This is a genomic window from Brevibacterium sp. BRM-1 (assembly GCF_026802075.1).
In the GTDB taxonomy this organism is placed as follows: domain Bacteria; phylum Actinomycetota; class Actinomycetes; order Actinomycetales; family Brevibacteriaceae; genus Brevibacterium; species Brevibacterium rongguiense.
Genome location: NZ_CP113788.1, coordinates 290,371 through 306,559, shown reverse-complemented (window position 1 = coordinate 306,559; position 16,189 = coordinate 290,371). Strand labels below are relative to the sequence as shown.

Below are 16,189 nucleotides of genomic sequence, written 5' to 3'. Positions count from 1 at the left end.
CGATCGAGCCGGGATAGTGCCCGGGTCCGCTGCTCGATCCCAGAAAGCGCACAGTCATCCTCGCCCGTCGAGAGAAGCGCGAGTCCATCCGCGAAATCGCAGCAGCCGCTGGTATCTCTGTGGGAGCCGTGCACGGGGTGGTTGCCGCGCATGAGCGTCAGACGAAGACGGGGGTCTGAGCCAATGTTCGAGCCTGTAGACGAGGAGTACCGCACCTGCGGCGAGCGCGGAGCGGACTGTGAGCCGGAGCCGTTCGATGCCGGAGAAGGGCAAGGCGTCAGAATCGCCCTCGCATGCCCGACCCACGGTGTCCACAGCGTCGTGGACCCATTCGAGGGCAAGCGGTAGCTCGTAGTTCTACAACAGCGCCGCCGCCCTAAGCGAATGCGTGGCGGGAGCGCGTCGAAGAACGGGCTGGAAGTAGCACGGAAGCGCGGCAAGGACGGTGGCCGGCCGCGGGTGATCGACGACGACAAGCGCACTGTCATCCTCGCTCGTCGGGAACGGGGCCAGTCCATCCGCGAGATCGGAGCAACCACTGGCGTCTCCCTGGGGGCTGTGCTCGGCGTGGTATCCGAGGAAAAGGCAGGGGCCTCCTCGTCACGAGGGACGAGGAGGCCCATCGCATCGAGAGCACGTCCAGTTGAGGATCACCGTCTCGGACGGCTCCGGGAGCAGTTACTACTCATCCGACTCCGAGATCGCCTGTTCGAGCCGTTCGACCTTGGCGTCCAGCTCGCCCTCGTAGCCTGGACGAATGTCAGCCTTGATGACGAGAGAGACCCGCGAGCCGAATGGCTCAACGGCCTCTGTAGCACGCTTCACCACGCCGAAGACCTCGTCCCAGGTACCTTCAACCTCGGTGAACATGCTCGACGTCCTATTGGGCAAACCGGAGTCGCGGACGACCTTCACTGCGGCAGCGACAGCATCGTGGACTGATCCATCTTCGCAGCCAGTTCCGGACGGGGCAACGGAGAATGCAAGCAACATGGCGGTTCCCTCCTCAGATTCCTGCGGACCGGATGAAAGACCCATGTCCTCGATCGAGGATACTTGTGAACATCGCGTCGGTGCGGTTGGGCAGCCCGGATTCCCGGACGATGCGCACGGCGGCGGCCACCGCCTCGTGGACGGAGCCGTCGCCCGCGTCGGCACCGCCGGAGGGGGCCACGGAGAATGCCGCGAGCATCGTCAGCGCCCCGCGACGTCGAGCACGAGCGCATCGCCCTGGCCGCCGCCGCCGCACAGGGCCGCGACGCCCTTGCCGCCGCCGCGCCGGCCCAGCTCGCTGACGATCGCGAGCACCACGCGCGCCCCGGAGGCCCCGATGGGATGCCCCAGCGCGATCGCGCCGCCGTTGACGTTGACCTTCTCGGCATCGATCCCGAGGTCCTTCATGCTCGCCAGCGACACGGCGGCGAACGCCTCGTTGATCTCGTAGAGGTCGAACGCCGCGGCGTCGACGCCCTCGCGCTGCGCCGCCGCCTTGATGGCCTGGGAGGGCTGGTGCTGGAGCGTCGAATCGGGCCCGGCGGTCCACGCGTGGGCGCGGATCTCCGCGAGGATGGGGGCGCCGAGCTCCTCGGCCTTCGTCCGGCTCATGATGACGAGCGCTGCCGCGCCATCGGAGATCTGCGAGGCCGAGCCCGCCGTGATCGTGCCGTCCTTGCGGAAGGCCGGCTTGAGCTTGCCCAGCCCCTCGGCCGTCGTGTCCGGGCGCACGCCCTCGTCGCGGTCCACGACCGTCTCGCCCTTGCGCGACTTCACGGTCACCGGCGCGACCTCCTCGTCGAAGCGGCCGGCCTCCCACGCCGCCGCGGCGCGCTGGTGGGACTGCGCGGCGAACGCGTCCTGCTCCGCGCGGCTGAACTCCCGGTCGCCCTTGTTCGCATCGTCGGTCAGACCGCCCATCGCCTGATCGGTGAACGCGTCCCACAGCCCGTCGTAGTCCATGTGGTCGCGCACGGCGATCGTGCCGTACTTGTAGCCGGCGCGGGAGTGCTCGAGCATGTGCGGGGCGTTCGTCATGGACTCCTGTCCACCGGCCACGACGATGTCGTACTCGCCGGAGCGCACGAGCATGGCCGCATGGGTGATGGCGGAGATCCCGGAGAGGCAGAGCTTGTTGATCGTCTCCGCGGGCACGCTCATGGGGATCCCGGCCTTGGCCGCGGCCTGGCGCGCGGGGCCCTGCCCCTGGCCGGCCTGCAGCACCTCGCCCATGACGACGAACTGCACCTGCTCGGGCGAGATCCCGGCCCGCTCGATGGCCGCTCCGATCGCGTGGGCGCCCAGCTCCGGGGCGCTCAGCGAGCCCAGCGCGCCGGACATCCGGCCCAGCGGCGTGCGTGCGCCTGCAACGATGACTGCGTCTTCCATGTTCGCTCCTCGTCTGCGCTCGGTGCGCGGGTGTGCGCGGCATCCGCGCGATGGGCGCTGCGGGCGGCGATGCCCCGCGGCGCGGGCCGCCCGTGCGCTGCGCGCCGGGCCGTCGAGGCCCACCCTAGTGCAGTCCCCCGCAGCGCGGCGCGCCACCGGGGGCGCCCGCCCGGGCGCGGCGCTCAGCCCGCCCGCGGTTTGGGTCGATAGAGTGGGGACCAGCAGACAGGCGTGCGCCTGCGGGTGTCACCGCTGACACAGAGGCCAACAGACAGGAGATGGACCGTGTCGCCTTCCGATGAGTTCCGCACAGCCATGCGCGGCTATGAGAAGAACGAGGTCGAGGCTCGCATCGGCCAGCTCCGCCAGGAGATCGACTCGCTGCGCAAGGCGCTGGCCGACGCGCGCTCCCAGGTCATCACCGCCGACCGCGCCAAGCTCCAGATCGCCGGCGAGCTCTCCGAGGCCAGGGCGCAGCTGAAGAAGGCGAGCACGGACCAGGGCGAGGCGCAGGGCGCGCCCGGCAGCCGCATCGACCACCTGCTCAAGATCGCCGAGTCCCAGGCGCGCGAGACCCTGGCCCAGGCGACCGCGGATGCGGAGACGATCCGCAACAAGGCCCGCGCCGATGCCGCGAGCGCCCGCGCGCGCATGCACACGGAGAGCAACGACACGCTCAACAGCGCCCGCTCGGAGGCCGAGGCCACGACGCAGTCGGCGGAGCTGCGCGCCGCGGAGACGATCGCGTCGGCCGAGACCCGCGCCGAGGAGATCCGCGCCGCCGCCGAGCGCGAGGCCTCGCAGCTGCGCGAGACCGTCGCCGCGGAGGCCGCCGAGGCCCGCGAGTCGCTCAAGCGCGAGCTCGCCAGCCGCAGCGCCGACGCGGGCGCGGAGGCCGCCCAGCTCACCGCGCGGGCCAAGGAGGAGGCCGAGGAGCGCCTGAGCTCGGCGCGCGCCCAGGCCGAGCGGGTGACGAAGGAGGCCGATGCGCACGCGCAGCAGGTCACCTCCGAGGCCCAGGAGCAGGCCCGCGTCGCCACCGAGGGGGCGCGCGCGCAGGCCGAGCGCGTCACCCGGGAGGCCGCGGCCGAGGCCGAGCGCGTCACCGCCGAGGCGAATGCCGAGGCCGAGCGGCTGCGCACCGAGGCGCAGGAGGCCCATGCCGCGGCGCGCGCCGCGGCCGACGCGCTCGACGTCGAGCTCGCCGAGCGCCGCCAGGCGCACGAGAAGGACGAGCAGGAGCGCTTCGCCCGCGCCGCGGAGGAAAGCCGGCGCCTGCACGAGGAGGCGAAGGCGCGCGCGGCGAAGGCCGACGAGGAAGCCCGCGAGGCCGCCCAGCGCGCGGAGGCGGCGCGGCAGGAGGCCGTGGAAAAGGCCGACACGATCATCGCCGACGGCAGGAAGCGGGCCCAGGACCTCATCGCGGAGGCCCGCGCCACGGCCGAGGCGACCATTGAGGAGTCCTCCGCGGAGGCCAAGCGCAATGTCCAGGCCGCCCAGTCCCAGGTCGACCTGCTCACCAAGCAACGGCGCACGATCACCGCCCAGCTCGAGCAGCTGCGCTCGATGTTCTCCGCACCGGGGCTGTTCGAGGGCGTCGACTTCGACGACGACAAGTCCGATCAGGCCGCGAAGGCCGCGGTGCCCACCGAGCGCATCGCGTCCGAGTCCGAGCTGCGCGCGATCGCCGAGCGCGCCGATGCCGCGGCCGATGACGCGGAGGTCAGCGAGGCCCAGGCCGCGCCGATCGCCCAGGACCAAAACCAGGACTACGGCGAAGGACAGGGCCGAGGCCAGGACACGGCCCACGACTCGGCCCAGGATGCGGCCGACGGCGCCGCCGCGGGACAGGCGCCGGGCCGCGCGCAGGAGCAGGAAGCGCCGCGGGAGCCGCGCGCCGACACGCTCGTCATCGACGCCGAGGCCGTGAGCGCGCAGAGCGCTGACGGCCAGAGCGCGGAGGCGCCGACCACGCAGGCGATCGACGCGCAGGCGACGGAGGCCCACGAGGTGGTGGCCGACGGGGCGAAGGACGAGGTCTTCGACGCCGAGGGCAGCGCCGAGTTCGACGGCTCGCTCGACCACGGTGGGGAAGCCGACAAGCGCCTGCGCTGAGCCCCGCACCCACCCCACTCATCGACCACCAGCCGCGCCCGAGGCGCGGGCCCAGCGCGAGCTGGGCCCGCGCCTCGGGCGCTCACATGCGGCGGGTGCGGGCGTTGAAGCAGGCCGTGTGCCAGTGGCGCCGGCCCGTGACCCCCGTGCCGTAGCCGAAGTCGTCATCGGAGCGCCAGGCGATGGTGTGCGGCGTGGCGGCCGCGAGCTCCTGGTGGCAGCCGGGGCACGTGTAGACCTTGCCCGAGGCGCTGCCGCGCACCTGCTGGATGACCCACGTGCCGTCGGGCTCGACCACGGTGCGCCGCAGCGCGCTGACCGCGGCGCCCAGCTCCCGCTGGGGCCGCTGCCACTTGTTCGCGCGGCGCGAGGACGAGGACCGGGGCATGGGTGCAAGCGTAGTCTCGGCCGCCCGCCGCGCGCACGCCGCCCGGCGCCGGCCGGCGCGTTGCCCTCCACCGCGCGGCGTGGCTCCACTCACCGCGGTGCCGTTCGCACGGCGGCGCTCGGTAGGCTGGTGCCGTGCGATTGGTGATAGCGAACTGCAGCGTCGACTACGCGGGCCGGCTGACGGCCCACCTGCCCCTGGCCCCCCGGCTCATCATGCTCAAGGCCGACGGCAGCGTCCTCGTCCACTCCGACGGCGGGTCGTACAAGCCGCTCAACTGGATGACGCCGCCGGCCGCGCTCACGATCGCGGAGCCGAGCGCCGAGCAGGCCGAGGCCGGGATCGCGGAGATCTGGACGGTGCGGCAGGCCAAGACCGACGACCGGCTCGTCATCTCCGTGGCCGAGGTGCTCTCCGACACCCAGCACGAGCTGGGCGTGGACCCCGGGCTCACGAAGGACGGGGCCGAGGCCCACCTGCAGGAGCTGCTCGCCGAGCACATCGAGACCCTGGGCGAGGGGTACTCCACGATCCGGCGGGAGTACATGACCGCGGTGGGGCCGGTGGACATCCTCGCCCGCGACGCGCGCGGCGCGGCGGTGGCGGTGGAGATCAAGCGCCGCGGCGGCGTGGACGGCGTCGAGCAGCTCACCCGCTACCTCGAGCTCATGAACCGCGATCCGCTCCTGGCACCCGTGGCCGGGGTGTTCGCCGCGCAGGAGATCCGACCGCAGGCGCGCACGCTCGCCGAGGACCGCGGGATCCGCTGCGTGGTGCTCGACTACGACGAGCTGCGCGGGATGGACGACCCGGAGTCGCGGCTGTTCTGAGCCGGGCTCAGTAGTCGACGGCCTCGCGGACAATCGGGCAGGTCATGCAGTGCCCCCCGCCGCGCCCGCGGCCCAGCTCCGCGGAGTCGATCTCGATGACCTCGACGCCAGCGGCGCGCAGCAGCGCGTTCGTGTGGACGTTGCGGTCGTAGCCGACGACGACGCCCGGCTCGAGCGCCACGACGTTGTTGCCGTCGTCCCACTGCTCCCGCTCGGCCTGGTAGGCATTGCCGCCCGTGGGCACCGTGCGCAGCTTCGGCAGCCCGAGCGAGCGCGCGACGACGTCCATGAACGGCCGCACCTCGAGGGTGGCGGAGAAGCCGCGCCGGTGGTCGTCGGGGCGCAGCGTGATGGGCTTGATGCCGGCCACCACGTCGTCGAAGGCCGTGACGAGGTCCCGGTCGCAGAAGGAGAAGACGGTGTCCAGGTGCATCGAGGCCCGATCGCGGCCCATCGCGGCGACGACGACCTGCTCGGCCGCGCCCCCGTCGAAGAGCCGCATGGCCAGCTGCGAGATCGCCTGCCACGATGACCGCTCCCCCATGCCCACGAGGACGACCCCGTTGCCGATCGGCATGATGTCCCCGCCCTCCAGGCTCGCCAGCCCGTGCTGGCGGTCCGGATCGCCGTACCAGATCGAGAAGTCCTCGCCCGTGAAGCGCGGGTGGAAGCGGTAGATCGCGCTCGTGAGCATCGTCTCCTGCTGCCGCACCGGCCAGAACATGGGGTTGAGCGAGACGCCGCCGTAGATCCAGGCGGTGGTGTCGCGGGTGAACTGGGTGTTGGGCAGCGGGGGGAGGATGAATTCGGTGGGCACGCGGGAATCGGCGAGCACCCGCAGCACGTGCCCGGAGAAGTCCCGCGGCAGGTCCGCATACGCCAGGCCGCCGATGAGCGTCTCGGCCAGCCGGTCCGCGGGCATCTCCGCAAGGAAGGCGCGCAGCTCATCGCCGACGCCCAGGCCCACGAAGTCCGGGGTGAGCTTGCGGTCGAAGATCCACTCGCGGGCCTCGTCGATCGCGACGGTCTGGGCGAGCATCTCCTGCATCTCGAGGACCTCGATGCCGCGCCCGCGCATCATCGCGATGAACGCCTGGTGGTCTTCGCGGGCGCGCTGGACCCACAGCACCTCGTCGAAGAGCAGCTCCTCGCGGTTGCGCGGGGTCAGGCGCTGGTGGGCCAGCCCGGGCGAGCAGACCATGACGGTCTGGAGCCGGCCGACTTCCGACCACGCTCCGATCGGGGTGTGCGACATCGGGGATCCCTTCGCAGGTGCCGGGGCCGCCCCCGGGCAGGTGAGACCCAACCTACCCCAACCGGGCTGCCCCGGTGCCCCCGCGCGCAGGCGCCCCCGGCTACGGTGCCCACCGGCGCCGAGGCGCGGCGCGGCCCCCGCTCCCACGGTCGGGAGCGGGGGCCGGGTCCGGGCCCGCCCCGGGCGCGGTGCCGGCGGCCCGGCCCCCGCCTCGGGGCCGCCTCAGCCGGCGACGACCGAGGTGCCGGCGGTGCCCGCGACGAGGCCCTCGATGTCGGCGAGCGCGCCGATGACGGCCCGCCTGCCGGTCTCGCGGACGAAGTTGCAGGCGGCCTGCACCTTCGGGCCCATGGAGCCCGCGGCGAACTCGGAGCCCTCCGCCTCGGCCAGCGTCAGCTGCGGGATGAGCTCCTGCGCGCCGGTCCCCCAGTTGCGGTAGACGCCCTCGACATCGGTGGCGATGACGAGCACGTCCGCGTCCAGGTGGGCGGCGAGCATGGCGGCGGCAAGGTCCTTGTCGATGACCGCCTCGATGCCGCGCAGGATGCCGTCGGAGCCGAGCACCGTGGGGATGCCCCCGCCGCCGGCGCAGATGACGAGCGTGCCGGACTCGACGAGGAGCTTGATGGGCTCCTCCTCGATGACGCGCACCGGCAACGGTGAGGGCACAACTCGCCGGAAGTAGGGGCCGTCGGGCGCGATCGCCCAGCCCTTCTCCTCCGCGAGCCGGTTCGCCGCGTCCTCGTCGTAGACGGGCCCGATGAACTTCGTCGGGTGCTCGAACGCGGGGTCGTCGGGATCGACCTCCGTCATCGTCAGCACCGTCACGAGGTGCTGCTCGGGGGGCATGACGTTGCCGAGCTCCTGTTCGAGCATGTAGCCGATCATCGCCTCGGACTCGGCCCCCAGGACGTCGAGGGGGTAGGCCTCGACGTCCGTGTAGGCCGCCGCCTGGAGGGCGAGCAGACCCACCTGGGGGCCATTGCCGTGGGCGACCACGACCTCGTTCTCCCCGGAGATCCGCGCGATCCGCTCCGCGGCGATCGCGATGTTCGCGCGCTGGTTGGCCGCGGTGAGCGGCTCCCCGCGCTTGAGCAGGGCGTTGCCGCCCAGTGCCGTGAGGACTCGCATGATCCCTCCCTCAGCCCATCGTCGAGACGAGGACGGCCTTGATCGTGTGCATGCGGTTCTCCGCCTGGTCGAAGGCGATGTTGTAGGAGGACTCGAAGACCTCCTCGGTCACCTCGATGCCCCCGGCCAGCTGCGGGTACTGCTCCGCGATCTGCTTGCCCACCTTCGTCTCCGAGTTGTGGAACGCGGGCAGGCAGTGCATGAAGCGCACGCGCGGATTGTGCGCCGCCTCGATGAGGTCCATGTTGACCTGGAACGGCAGCAGCGCGTCCACGCGCTCGCCCCAGCTCTCGATGGGCTCGCCCATGGAGACCCACACGTCCGTGTGGATGAAGTCCACGCCGTCCACGGCCTCCTTCGGATCGTCGGTGATCATGATGCGCGCACCGGACTCCTTGGCCCAGTCGCGGCACTTGGCCACGAGCTCGTCGTCCGGCTGGAGGGCCTTCGGGGCGGCGATGCGCACGTCCATGCCCAGCTTGGCGCCCAGCAGCAGCAGCGAGCGGCCCATGTTGTTGCGGGCGTCGCCCACGTAGGCGTAGGCGATGTCGTACATGGGCTTGTCCGAGTGCTCGATCATCGTGAGCGCGTCGGCGAGCATCTGGGTGGGGTGGAACTCATCGGTGAGGCCGTTGAAGATCGGCACGCCGGCGAACTCCGCGAGCTCCTCGACCGTGTGCTGGCTGAAGCCGCGGTACTCGATCGCGTCGTACATCCGCCCGAGCACGCGGGCGGTGTCCTTCATCGACTCCTTGTGCCCGATCTGCGAGGACGTGGGGTCGATGTAGGTGACGTTCGCGCCCTGGTCGTAGGCGGCCACCTCGAACGCGCAGCGGGTGCGGGTCGAGGTCTTCTCGAAGATGAGCGCGATGTTCTTGCCCGTGAGCGTCGGCTGCTCGGTGTGGGAGTACTTGGCGCGCTTGAGGTCGCGGGCCAGGTCGATGAGGAAGCGCAGCTCCTGGCCGCTGTGGTGGGTCAGCGAGAGCAGGTTGCGGTTGAGCAGGTTCATGCCCATGGTGGTCTCCTTCTGCTGGTGGTACGGGGATGGTCGTGGGTTCGGTCCCGGGCCCGAGGTGCGGGCCCGGGGCGCCGCGCCGGCGGGGTCCGCCGGCGCGGCGGCGCTCAGTAGTCCACGGGGTCGCGGGTGATGGGGCAGGTCATGCAGTGCCCGCCGCCGCGGCCGCGGCCCAGCTCGCCGGAGTTGATCGTGATGACCTCGACGCCGGCCTTGCGCAGCTGGGTGTTCGTGTGGGTGTTGCGGTCGTAGCCGATGACGACGCCCGGGGACAGGGCGACGACGTTGTTGCCGTCGTCCCACTGCTCGCGCTCGGACTGGTAGGCGTTGCCGCCGGTGGGCACCTCGCGCAGCTTCGACAGCCCGAGGGCCGCGGCGACGACGTCGGTGAAGGGCCGCTTCTCCATGGTCACGGAGAAGCCGCGCTCGCGGTCGGCCGGGCGCAGGGAGATCGGCCGGATCGTGTCGACGACGTCGCGGAAGACCGTCACGAGGTCGCGGTCGCAGAACGAGAACACCGTGTCCAGGTGCATCGAGGCGCGGTCGCGGGCCATCGCGGCGACGATGATGTGCTGCGCGGCGCCCTGGGCGAACAGGGACTGCGCGAGCTGCGAGATGGCCTGCCACGAGGACCGCTCCCCCATCCCGATGAGGACGACCCCGTTGCCCACGGGCATGATGTCGCCGCCCTCCAGGCTCGACAGCCCGTGGTTGGCGTCGACGTCGCCGTACCAGGTTGAGAACTCGCGATCGGCGAACTTCGGGTGGAACCGGTAGATCGCGGCGTCGAGCATCGTCTCCTGCTGGCGCACCGGCCAGTGCATGGGGTTGAGCGTGACGCCGCCGTAGATCCACGCGGTGGTGTCGCGGGTGAACTGCGTGTTGGGCAGGGGCGGGAGGAGGAAGTCCGTGGGCACGTGCGCCCCGGCCAGGGCCACGATGACCGAGCGGTTGAAGTCCGCCGGCAGGTCCGCGTAGGCCAGCCCGCCGATGAGGTAGTCGGCGAGCTGGTTCGAGGGCAGCTCGTCGAACCAGGCGCGCAGCTCCTCGTCCACGCCCAGGCCCACCATGTTGGGGCTGAGCTTGCGGTCGAGGACCCAGGCGCGGGCCTTCGGCTGCTCGAGGATGTCGCGCAGCAGGTCGTGCATCTCGAGGACGTCCACCCCGCGATCGCGCATCTTCGCGATGAAGTCGAGGTGGTCGCTCTTGGCCTTCGCGACCCACAGGACCTCGTCGAACAGGAGCTCTTCGCAGTTGCGGGGGGTCAGGCGCTGGTGGGCGAGGCCCGGGGTGCAGACCATGACCTCGCGCAGCGTGCCGACCTCCGACCAGGCTCCGATGGCTGGTGCATTCATGGTGTTCCATCCTTTCGATGTGCGGTGCAGACCGCGTCAGGAGTGCAGCCCGCGGTCGCGGGGCTGCGTGGGACAGCTGGGGCGGGAGGCGCGCCTCCCGCGGGGCCGCAGCGGTGGTTCGCTGCGGCCCGGGGCCCCGCTCAGCCCAGGAGGCTGAGCGAGCCGTTGGCCAGGCGGATGACCGCGATGACGGCGCCGAGCGCGAATGCCGCGAGCACGAGGAGCTCCCACCAGGTGAAGAGCCTCTTCGCGTGCTGTTCGCGCTTGGCCCAGATGTAGACGACCACACCCGGCAGGTAGATGAGGGCGGAGAGCAGCAGGCTGCCGAGCCCCGCCGCCACGAGCAGCCAGATGCCGTAGGCCACCGCGATGATGGACAAAATGAGATCGCGCACCCGGCCCTTCCTGTGCGCCCCGGTGTAGGTGTCGCCGGTGGCGGTGACCTCGAGGGCATAGCCCGCGGAGAGCAGGTAGGGCAGGAGGATGAGCGCCGCGGCCAGCGTGGCCATGGCCAGGTAGACGTCTTCGGAGAAGAACGTGAGGATGAGGATCGCCTGGCACAGCCCGTTCGTCACCCACAGCGCGTTGGCGGGCGCGTGGTGCTTGTTGAGCTTGCCGAAGAACGTCGGCATGGTGCCGTCGGAGCCGGGCACCTGCATCGTCTCGCCGCACAGCAGGATCCAGGCGAGCAGGGCGCCCAGCAGCGAGACGATGACGCCCACGCTGATGAAGACCGAGCCCCAGGGGCCCACGACGGCGGCGAGCACATCGCCCATGGAGGCATCGCCCAGGCCGGCGAGCTCCGCGCGCTGCATAATGCCCATGGACAGCAGGTTGACGGCCACGAGCATGGCGAGCACGGCCAGGAAGCCGATGATGGTGGCCTTGCCGACGTCGCTGCGCTTGCGGGCGCGCTGGGAGTAGATCGAGGCGCCCTCGATGCCGATGAAGACCCACACGGTCACGAGCATCATGTTCTTCGTCTGCGTGAGCACGGAGCCCAGCCCGGAGTTCTCACCCCAGAAGTCGAAGGAGAACAGGTCGTACTTGAACCCGATCGCGCAGATGACGATGAAGACGATGAGCGGCACGATCTTCGCGATCGTCGTCACGGTGTTGACGAACGCGGCGGTCTGGACGCCCTTGATGACGAGCAGGTGCGTGAGCCACAGCAGCACGGAGGCGCAGAGGATGGCGATGGGGGTGTTGCCGCCCTTGAACGCGGGGACGAACTTGCCGATCGTGGAGAACAGCAGCACGAGGTAGCCCACGTTGCCGATGAGGGCGGAGAGCCAGTAGCCCCAGGCCGAGTTGAAGCCGATGTACGAGCCGAACCCGGCGCGGGCGTAGGCGTAGATGCCGTTGTCGAGCTCCGGCTTGCGGTTGGCGAGGAACTGGTAGACGAAAGCGAGCGAGATCATGCCGACGCCCGTGATCGTCCAGCCGATGATGACGGGGCCCGCTGCGGCGACCGAGGCGATGTTCTGCGGGAGCGAGAAGATGCCACCGCCGATCATCGAGCCGATGACGAGGGCGAGGAGCGCCGGCAGGGACAGTCCGCCCGGGGCGGTGCCCGCGGCGGGGGCTTTCGACTCCGTTGTCGTAGACATTGGCATCCTTTCACCAATCGGGGTGACTCCCAGCGGCGGAATTTCCGCTGCGATACGTACACCCGCGCTATGGGAAATACGCTAGTCGGGCCCGCGCCGGGAAACTCCGAAAAGGGCTCGTTTGAGTCCTGGATCACACGTTTTATCTGCCTGCCGACCCCGATTTGTCCGTTATACGATACGGCGGATGAAACAGGCTCTTCACGAACGAGGGTGTAGTCGGTTGAGCGCGTCGGTGGCCGGGTAGGGGTCGAGGTCTCCCGGATGATGGAAGTTCTTCACGCTCGCCATCCCGAAAGACCTCGACGTGCTCCACCCTACTTTCGCGACCCCTGACCTGACCACGTTCTGCCGCCTCGACGAGCTCGGCCTCGTCGCCGTCGGCCACCTGATCGAGCCGGATCGGGCCACGATCGAATGCCGCGTCGTCGGGGACGACCCGTGGTGTCGGAAGTGCGGTGTCGAGGGCGTGCCGCGGGACACGGTCACGCGTCGACTGGCGCACGAGCCGTTCGGGCACCGGCCGACGACCCTGCTGGTGCGGGTGCGCCGGTACCGGTGCGGACACTGCCGGCGCACGTGGCGGCAGGACATGACGCGGGCAGCGGCGCCGCGTGCGAAGATCTCCCGCGGCGGCCTGGAGTGGGCGCTGCGGGGCATCGTCATCGACCACCTCACCGTCACCCGCGTCGCCGCAGGTCTCGGGGTGTCCTGGAGTGCCGCGAACGCCGCCGTCCTCGCGGAAGGCAAGCGGCGCCTGATCGACGACCCCGCCCGGTTCGACGGGGTCACCACGATCGGTGTCGACGAGCACGTCTGGCGACACACGAGGCTGGGCGACAAGTACGTCACCGTGATCATCGACCTCACGCCCGCGAGGAACAAGACCGGGCCGGCGAGGCTGCTGGACATGGTCGAGGGCCGCTCCAAGGCGGTGTTCAAGCAGTGGCTCGCCGCCCGCCCTGCGGACTGGGCGAAGCGGATCGAGGTGGTCGCGATGGACGGCTTCGCCGGGTTCAAGACCGCTGCCGCCGAGGAACTCCCCGACGCCGTCCCCGTCATGGACCCGTTCCACGTGGTCCGCCTCGCCGGCGACGCGCTGGATGTCTGCCGGCGTCGGGTCCAGCAAGACACCACTGGTCACCGCGGGCTCAAGGGCGACCCGCTCTACAAAGCCCGCCGCACCCTGCACACCGGGGCGAGCCTGCTCACCGACCGGCAGCGGGCACGCCTGGACGCAGTGTTCGCGAGCGAGGAGCACGTCGAGGTCGAGGCGACCTGGGGCATCTACCAGCGCATCGTCGCGGCCTACCGGGAGCCCGACAAGAAGAAAGCGAAGGCGATGATGCAGGAGGTGATCGCTGCGATCAGCAGCGGCGTTCCCGCGGCGCTCGTCGAGGTCCGCAAGCTCGGCCGGACCATGAAGCAGCGGGCGGGCGACATCCTCGCGTTCTTCGACCGCCCCGGCACCAGCAACGGCCCGACCGAGGCCATCAACGGGCGACTCGAACACCTCCGCGGCTCCGCCCTCGGCTTCCGCAACCTCACCCACTACATCGCTCGGTCGCTGCTCGAAGCCGGAGGGTTCAGACCCGCGCTACACCCTCATTCGTGAAGAGCCATGAAACAGGCGCGTCGAGACCGGCCGCGCACGCCCACCGACGCACAGGCGGGCCGTACTTGAGCGTCTGACCTGCATGAACGCACCGTTAACCGCGGGCGTCTGACGGGTGCGCTGCCCGCACCGAGCCTCCCGGAGAGCCCACCCTCGCCACCCCCGACGGTCGTGCGCAGGAGAGCAGGAGGCACCGCCGCGGGGGCAGGGAATATCCGCAGCGCATTGCTGCGCGGATATTCCAAACGCCGCATGAATATGCATCGCAATGAATGCATAGGAGATCCCGAATGAATGCGCGAAGAATGAATGCGCCGCAGCGCTCCGCGCCCCCCGGACGCAGGATCGCCGCCGGCGACGGACTGCCGCCCGCAGCCCCGGCACGCCAGCACCCCGCATCCCAACGTCCCAACGCCCCGACACCCCGCGACCCCGGCACCCCGGGGCCGCGGCCGCCTCAGAGCTCGGGCGGGAGGATGTCGGGGCGCTCGCTGCGGGCCACCGTCGCCCCGAGCGCGCGCAGCTGGGCGTCGAAGTGCTCGTAGCCGCGGTCGATGTGGCTGACCCCGGAGACCTCGGTGCGCCCGTGCGCGGCGATGCCCGCGATGACGAGCGCGGCGCCCGCCCGGATGTCGGAGGCCTCCACCTCGGCCCCGGAGAGGCGCTGAACGCCCGTAATGAGCGCGTGGTTGCCGTCCACGCTCACCTGCGCGCCCAGCCGGGCGAGCTCGCTGACGAAGCGCCAGCGCGCCTCGAAGAGGTTCTCCGTCAGCAGGCCCTCGCCGTCGGCCACCGCGTTGAGCGCGACGACGAAGGGCTGCAGGTCGGTGGGGAACCCCGGGTAGGGCAGCGTGGAGACGCGGATGCTGTGCGGCCGCGCCGGGCCCACCACCCGGAATCCGCCGTGGGGGGCGTCGAGCTCGGTGACCCGGGCGCCGGCGGCCTCGAGCTTGTCGAGCACATTGGGCAGCAGCCCGGGATCCGCCCCGAGGACCTCGACATCGCCGCCGGTGATCGCGGCAGCGAAGCCCCAGGTGCCGGCCACGATCCGGTCGCCCACGCAGCGGTGCTCCACCGGGTGCATCCGCGCCACGCCCGTGACGGTGAGCGTCGACGTCCCGATGCCCTCGATGTGGGCGCCCATCTGCACGAGCAGCGAGCAGATGTCGATGATCTCCGGCTCCTTGGCCGCGTTCTCGATCCGCGTGGTGCCGCGGGCCAGGCACGCGGCCATGACGAGGTTCTCCGTGGCCCCGACGGAGGGGAAGTCCAGCCGGATCTCCGCGCCCGTCAGCCCCTCGGGCGCCGCGGCGACGAAGTACCCGTGCTCCAGGCGCACCTGCGCGCCGAGGGCCCGCAGGCCGGCCTCGTGGAGGTCGAGGCCCCGTGAGCCGATCGCGTCGCCGCCCGGCAGCGCCACCTCGGCCGAGCGCATGCGGCCCACGAGCGGGCCGAGCACGGAGATCGAGGCGCGCATGGCCCGCACCAGCTCGTAGTCGGCCTTGATGCCCGGCGCCTCGGGCACGTCGATGGCGACGGTGCCCGCCGCCTCGTCGTAGTCGACGGCGCAGCTCAGGCGCTCGAGCAGCTTGGCCATGATGGCGACGTCGAGGATCGCCGGGACATTGGTGATGACGGAGCGGCCGGGGGCCAGCAGGCACGCGGCCATGAGCTTGAGGACGCTGTTCTTGGCGCCGCGCACCTCGACGCGGCCGCGCAGGTGGGCGGGGCCCTCCACGGAGAGGATCTCCATCAGGTGAACCGTCCGATCGCAAGGTTGTAGCCGGGAGGGGAGGACTCGAGCCAGGAGGACAGAGCGGACACCGCATCGCGCTCGAGCGCGAGCCGGGTCTCCGACGGCTGTCCAGCGTGGTCCCCGCAGCGCAGGACGATGACCTGCGCGTCGGCGAGGACGCTGTGGCGCTCGCCGTCCGCGGGCTCGCTGCGGGCCGCGATGACCATGTCCGCGCGGGGCAGGCGGATGGCGGGGCGGCGCGAGAAGCCGAAGACGGGGTACCAGTTGAACGTCGTGGCGGTGAGGAGGCCCACCCCTAGACGCCAGCGTGGGCGAGGGGTTCCCTCGCCCACGCGGATGGAGCAGTCGAACGAGCCGGCCATGCGGCTCATGGCGCGCCGACGCGAGGTCAGCGCGTACGCGACGATGAGTCCCAGGCCTGCCGCCGAGAGCAGAATGAGCAGCAGGGCTGACGGGTTCACGGTCGCGGGGTGGGGCTCAGACCAGCTCGGCCTGATCCGCGACGACCGTCACGCGGTCGTTCTCCACCGACAGGAATCCCCCGTCGGCCTTCGCGCGGATGTGCTCGCCGCCGGTCGTGAGGATCCGGACCTCTCCCCCGGCCACGAGCGCCATGACGGGCTCGTGGCCGGCGAGGATGCCGATGTCGCCGTCCCAGGTCTTCGCGACCACGCGCGAGGCCTCACCGGACCACACGGCGTGGTCCGCGGCCACCACGGTCACGTTGAGGGCCATGG

General features: G+C 71.1%; 15 protein-coding genes and 1 pseudogene. 4 read left to right on the top strand and 12 right to left on the bottom strand.

Annotation, left to right across the window (positions count from 1 at the left end; all coding sequences use genetic code 11):
• The first annotated feature begins 29 nt into the window (after window positions 1–29).
• Complete coding sequence (locus BRM1_RS14030) at window positions 30–179, top strand: sigma factor-like helix-turn-helix DNA-binding protein (protein ID WP_442864360.1); 150 nt, start codon at window positions 30–32, stop codon at window positions 177–179.
• A gap of 502 nt (window positions 180–681) precedes the next feature.
• On the opposite strand, the gene BRM1_RS01340 is transcribed toward BRM1_RS14030, so the two are convergent.
• From BRM1_RS01340 to BRM1_RS01330, 3 genes and pseudogenes are all read right to left on the bottom strand, one after another.
• A complete protein-coding gene (locus tag BRM1_RS01340; protein ID WP_268527420.1) occupies window positions 682–993 on the bottom strand; it encodes a thiamine-binding protein in 312 nt (103 codons plus the stop codon).
• A 58-nt stretch (window positions 994–1,051) separates the two neighbouring features.
• Window positions 1,052–1,192: pseudogene (locus tag BRM1_RS01335) on the bottom strand (thiamine-binding protein); the annotation flags it as partial.
• 2 nt (window positions 1,193–1,194) lie between these two features.
• Window positions 1,195–2,382, bottom strand: a complete 1,188-nt coding sequence (locus BRM1_RS01330) for an acetyl-CoA C-acetyltransferase (RefSeq protein ID WP_268527417.1) — start codon at window positions 2,380–2,382, stop codon at window positions 1,195–1,197.
• 285 nt (window positions 2,383–2,667) lie between these two features.
• On the opposite strand from BRM1_RS01330, the gene BRM1_RS01325 reads away from it, so the two are divergent.
• Window positions 2,668–4,497: a cell division protein gene (locus BRM1_RS01325; RefSeq protein ID WP_268527414.1), complete on the top strand. Its 1,830-nt coding sequence runs from the start codon at window positions 2,668–2,670 to the stop codon at window positions 4,495–4,497.
• A gap of 82 nt (window positions 4,498–4,579) precedes the next feature.
• On the opposite strand, the gene BRM1_RS01320 is transcribed toward BRM1_RS01325, so the two are convergent.
• Window positions 4,580–4,885 (bottom strand): hypothetical protein, encoded by a 306-nt coding sequence (locus tag BRM1_RS01320; RefSeq protein ID WP_268527412.1) that lies wholly within the window; start codon window positions 4,883–4,885, stop codon window positions 4,580–4,582.
• Window positions 4,886–5,019: 134 nt separating this feature from the next.
• Here BRM1_RS01320 and nucS point away from each other — a divergent pair, with 134 nt between their 5' ends.
• Complete coding sequence (gene nucS / locus BRM1_RS01315) at window positions 5,020–5,715, top strand: endonuclease NucS (protein ID WP_268527410.1); 696 nt, start codon at window positions 5,020–5,022, stop codon at window positions 5,713–5,715.
• 7 nt (window positions 5,716–5,722) lie between these two features.
• On the opposite strand, the gene BRM1_RS01310 is transcribed toward nucS, so the two are convergent.
• From BRM1_RS01310 to arcD, 5 genes are all read right to left on the bottom strand, one after another.
• Entirely contained in the window at window positions 5,723–6,970 is a 1,248-nt protein-coding gene (locus BRM1_RS01310) for an arginine deiminase (protein WP_268527406.1), read from the bottom strand.
• A gap of 222 nt (window positions 6,971–7,192) precedes the next feature.
• A complete protein-coding gene (arcC, locus tag BRM1_RS01305; protein ID WP_268527403.1) occupies window positions 7,193–8,101 on the bottom strand; it encodes a carbamate kinase in 909 nt (302 codons plus the stop codon).
• 10 nt (window positions 8,102–8,111) lie between these two features.
• Window positions 8,112–9,116 (bottom strand): ornithine carbamoyltransferase, encoded by a 1,005-nt coding sequence (locus BRM1_RS01300; RefSeq protein ID WP_268527401.1) that lies wholly within the window; start codon window positions 9,114–9,116, stop codon window positions 8,112–8,114.
• Window positions 9,117–9,223: 107 nt separating this feature from the next.
• Window positions 9,224–10,471, bottom strand: coding sequence for an arginine deiminase (arcA, locus tag BRM1_RS01295; protein ID WP_268527399.1), 1,248 nt, complete (start codon window positions 10,469–10,471; stop codon window positions 9,224–9,226).
• A gap of 140 nt (window positions 10,472–10,611) precedes the next feature.
• A complete protein-coding gene (gene arcD, locus BRM1_RS01290) occupies window positions 10,612–12,081 on the bottom strand; it encodes an arginine-ornithine antiporter (protein ID WP_268527394.1) in 1,470 nt (489 codons plus the stop codon).
• Window positions 12,082–12,388: 307 nt separating this feature from the next.
• Here arcD and BRM1_RS01285 point away from each other — a divergent pair, with 307 nt between their 5' ends.
• Entirely contained in the window at window positions 12,389–13,696 is a 1,308-nt protein-coding gene (locus BRM1_RS01285; protein ID WP_268527390.1) for an ISL3 family transposase, read from the top strand.
• Between the two features lie 457 nt (window positions 13,697–14,153).
• Here BRM1_RS01285 and murA read toward each other — a convergent pair whose 3' ends face one another.
• From murA to BRM1_RS01270, 3 genes are read right to left on the bottom strand one after another with little or no spacing between them, the layout of a single operon-like run.
• Entirely contained in the window at window positions 14,154–15,449 is a 1,296-nt protein-coding gene (gene murA / locus BRM1_RS01280) for a UDP-N-acetylglucosamine 1-carboxyvinyltransferase (RefSeq protein ID WP_268527387.1), read from the bottom strand.
• A complete protein-coding gene (locus BRM1_RS01275; RefSeq protein ID WP_268527384.1) occupies window positions 15,449–15,913 on the bottom strand; it encodes a DUF2550 domain-containing protein in 465 nt (154 codons plus the stop codon). The genes murA and BRM1_RS01275 overlap by 1 nt, the downstream gene beginning before the upstream one ends.
• 16 nt (window positions 15,914–15,929) lie before the next feature.
• Window positions 15,930–16,187 carry a F0F1 ATP synthase subunit epsilon gene (locus BRM1_RS01270; protein WP_268527381.1) on the bottom strand — a complete coding sequence of 86 codons (258 nt, stop codon included), beginning with the start codon at window positions 16,185–16,187 and terminating at the stop codon, window positions 15,930–15,932.
• Window positions 16,188–16,189 lie beyond the last annotated feature (2 nt).